A 4,060-nucleotide genomic window follows, 5' to 3' on the forward strand; every position below is an offset into this window, starting at 1 on the left:
CGGCGCCGAGACCACGAACAACGGGGATAGGCATACACAAGCACTCCTTGATGATTTAGGGTGCTCTCAGGGTGCGATAGATGGGGCGGGAGGTCAGCGGATAACTCTTTATGGAATTTTGATAATTTTAAGCCAGGGGAAACACATAGAGCTGAATTGGAAGTTTTTTAAGCCTGGGAATACTGCCGCGCCGCACGGCGGCTTGTCTGCTGACGGCAGCGCACAAAAGCCAGTTTTGTACGCCGCCGTCCAGCCTGGATTTCAGGCACCTACAAATATTTCTTAAACGACGCTGTCGTCACTGTCACCGCAATGCCGAGCAGGATAGCGGCCGGCAACAACAGCAGATTGGGGTAAACCGCTGTTGGCCAGGACAAGTACAGCATGCAGGGGATATACACCGCCGGTTTCACCATCCGCTTGGCGTGGTGGTACACAAAGCTCGACTCATAGCCGGCACCGTAGCGCCGAATATCACGCCGCCCCAACCCCTCGGTCAGCGCAACCAGGACCACCAGGATAAACAGTGGGATGGACAGCACTAAAATGGTCACACGTACCAGGGTGATCACGGTAACGTACACCGTCGCCATCAGGTACTCTTTAAGCGTGGTAGCCAGCCAACCACTCCAGCTATTCAGCTCTCTGGCAACCGCATTCTGGCTGTGTACCTGCGTGTCATACGCCTGCTTAATCCAGTCCAAAAAGCCGCTGTCCACGAAGGTCCATTGATACGCCATCATAATCCAGCGGGTGACGGTCACTGACGGTTCAGACAACAGCAGGCTGCGTGTAAACTCAGAAGACAGGTATCCCAACTCGGTGTTCATCACCGCTTCACTGTGCGACGCGCCAAGCTCTGGCCAGAAGAATGCCATCCCGACATATTCGATCACCAGACTCACCAGCAGCGAAGCCAGGAACATCCCGATCAGCATCCAGGGCCAGCCCCACAACACATTGTAAAACAGCCCATGCTTACGGGGTTGTACGGGCTGCTGAGGCTGATTATTCACCGCTTGCGACATTCAGCCCCCCTTGGATAGCAATATCCGGCATTACCGTGCTGGCTGACCACCAGGACTCACTGGTGCGGTAGTTGCGCTGCATCTCCTCGGCAATCTTTTGCAGGTTGGCCGGCATAAGCGCATCATCCCTGTCTCCGCTGGGTAGTGGCATCCGAATTTTCCACAGTTGACCACCTTCCAGCAACGCGAACGCCTGTCCTTTCGGGAGGTTAATCACATCCGCCGGGGCAAGCAGTGGGGCTTTCACAGTCCCGACACGGTCCTGGGTATTGGAGGTAAAATCCTGTCCCTTCTCCACATCGGCCGTATCGGCATGCCCTGATACCAGGGTTTTGGTGTAGATATCCACTTCCGGCAACTGTGTGGTGAGCAACTGTGCGGTCCGGTTCTCACGCACACGAAGCATGATCAGGGTATTGAAGTTCCCCGTCACCTGAGCCGCCTTGGCGGTACTGCCGATGCGCGCCTCGATATCCGACTCGGTTTGCGTGTAGGCCGTCACCTGCATACCGGCCCCGCCTCCTTTGTTGATAAGCGGGATAAATTCGTCCCCCATCAGTTCGTTGAACTCGTCACAGTGCAGGTTGATCGGCAGTTTGCCGTCTGCCCGGGTCGGCAACCCGCCGTGCATGCCGTGTTTATAGATATGACCGGCCACGGACACCAGGTCGGCAAACATGCTGTTGCCGACGGCAGAGGCGACCACCCCGTCCGACAAGGCATCCAGCCCGACGTAAACAATGCCGCGCTTGCGGATGACCTGTTCCCAGTCAAAAATGGGCCGCGGGTCGCTCATATCCATATAGTTCGGCGCCAGAAGCTCGGCGGTCTTGCCGGTGGTAAGTTTTTCCAGCAGTGGCAACAGGGACGCCACAATTTTATCGAAGTAAGTACGGTCATAACGGACGGCTGACCGCAGGCCATCGAGAATGGGGTCATACAGCTGCTTGCCGGCTTCCGAGCTGAGGGCCATTTCCACCGCCATGATTTTTATCGCGTTCGGCTGGCCCTGCATATTGCGCGGCACATCGTCCTCCGTCAGCACCTGCAGGCTGTTGTCGATTTGTTGCTGCAGCGCCGGCATACGCGCTTCAATCACTTTCTTCGCGTAGGTCTCATACAGCTCACTGATGTTGTTCACGTAACGGGTGATCAACTGATAGTCAGGTCGCTGCCCCAGCGCAACCAGGGCACGCGCCACAATATTGACGAATCGCCAGGCAAACTCACGGAACGCCGCACTGTTGCCCTCTCCGCTCAGTTGCCCGGAAATACGCCCGGCCACCTCCGACACGCGCTCAAAGCGCCCGACGGCGTTATAGCGTGCCGAGATATCCGGCCAGCCCAGATGGAAGATGAACAGCTCATCTCCGCGGCCGGCTCGGTGCGCTTCAGCCCAGACCCGGCGAAGCAAATCCGCATCCCCTTTTGGATCAAACACGATGGTGATGTCACCGCGGCGAATATCCTGGGTGATCAGCAGTTCCGCCAGGCGGGTCTTACCGACACGGGTAGTGCCCAACACCAGGCTATGCCCTACGCGTTCGCCCAGTGCCATCGATACATCGAGCTCATCGGGTTCAATACCATGGATCGCCGGGTTCCCCCCGACCGGTGGCAGCGGCCGCACCGGATTGAGTGGAGAATCCTTGCGCAGCAGCTGGGACAACCACGGCAGGGTATATTCGGTTTTAAGCTCCAGTCGGCGCGCCACCTGGTACATTTTTGGCGGCTGAACATATTTTTCCACTTCCGGCCGACGGGTATCCATCAGGCGCTGGGTGTGCTTTTGCTGCCAACGGAAACCCCGCCCCAGGAACAGCCGCTGCCGGCTAACCGGGATCTGTGCGCTTGTCATGACATAGCGCGGTAACCGACGCAGATTACGGCGATAACGGACCACCCGCAGGCCCTGCCGTGCTCGTATCGCGGACAGCACCGCAAACCCGCCGGCAGTGACATAACTCACCGACGGCGCCAGTGCAACAGACCAGGGAGCAACGAAACAAATCACCGCGGCAGCGCCGGCAACGATCGCGGTATTCAATTCTACCGCCGGGCGCAGCAGCGCTTCCATCACATGACGGTTACTCATGCCCCCTCCTTGCCTGGCGCAAACAGGCGCTTCCACCAGGAAACTGTCTTCGATGTGGCACCCGGTTCGAGGTACCGGATTTCAAGCTGGCGACGTAACTGCTCAGCGTCCCCGGCCTGATGCAGGACAAACCGCTGCTCCCCGTCATTACCGGTCGTATCATCCAGCGTCACCGTAACATCGGTGTGCCAGGTGTCCACTTTCCAGCCGGGAGTATCATCACGGGAAACCGACACCCGGCGTGCTGACAGTGCCAGATACACGCCCCGCGACCGCAATACCGACACCATCGCTGACAGGGCCTCACACGCTGTCATAAAGGCGTGGTCGACCTGATACTGGCTCAGAGAGACATTGTGTAGTTGCGTCACGCCATACCCCAGCAGATGGAAATAAAAACGCGCCAGGCAGCTGCGGTGATTGCCATCCGCGCTAATATACCAGTCCAGTCCGTCCAGGCTGACAAAACTCATCCCGTTATGGGGTTGTGTGGCTTCGGTGTAATAATCCGGGTTGCTTTCAATAAGCGGGATGTTGATATCCATGCGTTTGCCCCAGTGCAACAGGTCAAGCCAGCTCATCCCGGCATACTGCGGGTGGTCGGTGCCCACGATACGGAACACATTAAGGCTCCCCCGATCAGTCCAGTAATGACGGGTGATAAAATCTTCGGCCTGCCGGTACCCAACCCGACTCCAGGGCTCAATCTGCGTATCGGCCCAGGCCGGCTTATTCGCTGACACGCGCTCAATAAAAGGCTTGTCGTTCATGACACTCTCCCTTCAGAGACATGGGATATACTCCGTTTGGTTACCGTATTTCCGGATAAAAAAGACGTCCACTCCGCATTGCCCGCAAGCTATCTGACGACAATTAATCTGGCCGGTTCGCGACAATTATTTTGGCCGGTTTGTAATCTGAGATCACAACCTACTCA

At 57.2% G+C, this 4,060-nt stretch carries 4 protein-coding genes; 1 reads left to right on the forward strand and 3 read right to left on the reverse strand.

What is annotated here, in order from left to right; all coding sequences use genetic code 11:
- Positions 1-286: hypothetical protein (locus tag AC4PR2_RS27910; protein ID WP_492175919.1), on the forward strand; the 286-nt coding region annotated here is incomplete at its 5' end.
- On the opposite strand, the gene AC4PR2_RS27915 is transcribed toward AC4PR2_RS27910, so the two are convergent.
- Genes AC4PR2_RS27915 through AC4PR2_RS27925 form a run of 3 tightly spaced genes read right to left on the reverse strand, consistent with a single transcriptional unit; the run spans position 270 to position 3,893 of the window.
- Positions 270-1,028, reverse strand: coding sequence for a TIGR03747 family integrating conjugative element membrane protein (locus tag AC4PR2_RS27915; protein WP_049209670.1), 759 nt, complete (start codon positions 1,026-1,028; stop codon positions 270-272). The genes AC4PR2_RS27910 and AC4PR2_RS27915 overlap by 17 nt on opposite strands.
- Positions 1,009-3,123, reverse strand: coding sequence for a type IV conjugative transfer system coupling protein TraD (traD, locus tag AC4PR2_RS27920; RefSeq protein ID WP_195880166.1), 2,115 nt, complete (start codon positions 3,121-3,123; stop codon positions 1,009-1,011). Before traD ends, AC4PR2_RS27915 begins: the two co-directional genes overlap by 20 nt.
- Positions 3,120-3,893, reverse strand: coding sequence for a hypothetical protein (locus AC4PR2_RS27925; protein WP_147880858.1), 774 nt, complete (start codon positions 3,891-3,893; stop codon positions 3,120-3,122). The genes traD and AC4PR2_RS27925 overlap by 4 nt, the downstream gene beginning before the upstream one ends.
- Between the last annotated feature and the right edge of the window lie 167 nt (positions 3,894-4,060).

Source organism: Serratia sp. A07, assembly GCF_058725505.1.

What these genes read in the sequence shown, in the direction of transcription:
- AC4PR2_RS27915 (WP_049209670.1), bottom strand. Translation starts at nt 1,028, where the DNA reads ATGTCGCAAGCGGTGAATAATCAGCCTCAGCAGCCCGTACAACCCCGT.
- traD (WP_195880166.1), bottom strand. Translation starts at nt 3,123, where the DNA reads ATGAGTAACCGTCATGTGATGGAAGCGCTGCTGCGCCCGGCGGTAGAA.
- AC4PR2_RS27925 (WP_147880858.1), bottom strand. Translation starts at nt 3,893, where the DNA reads ATGAACGACAAGCCTTTTATTGAGCGCGTGTCAGCGAATAAGCCGGCC.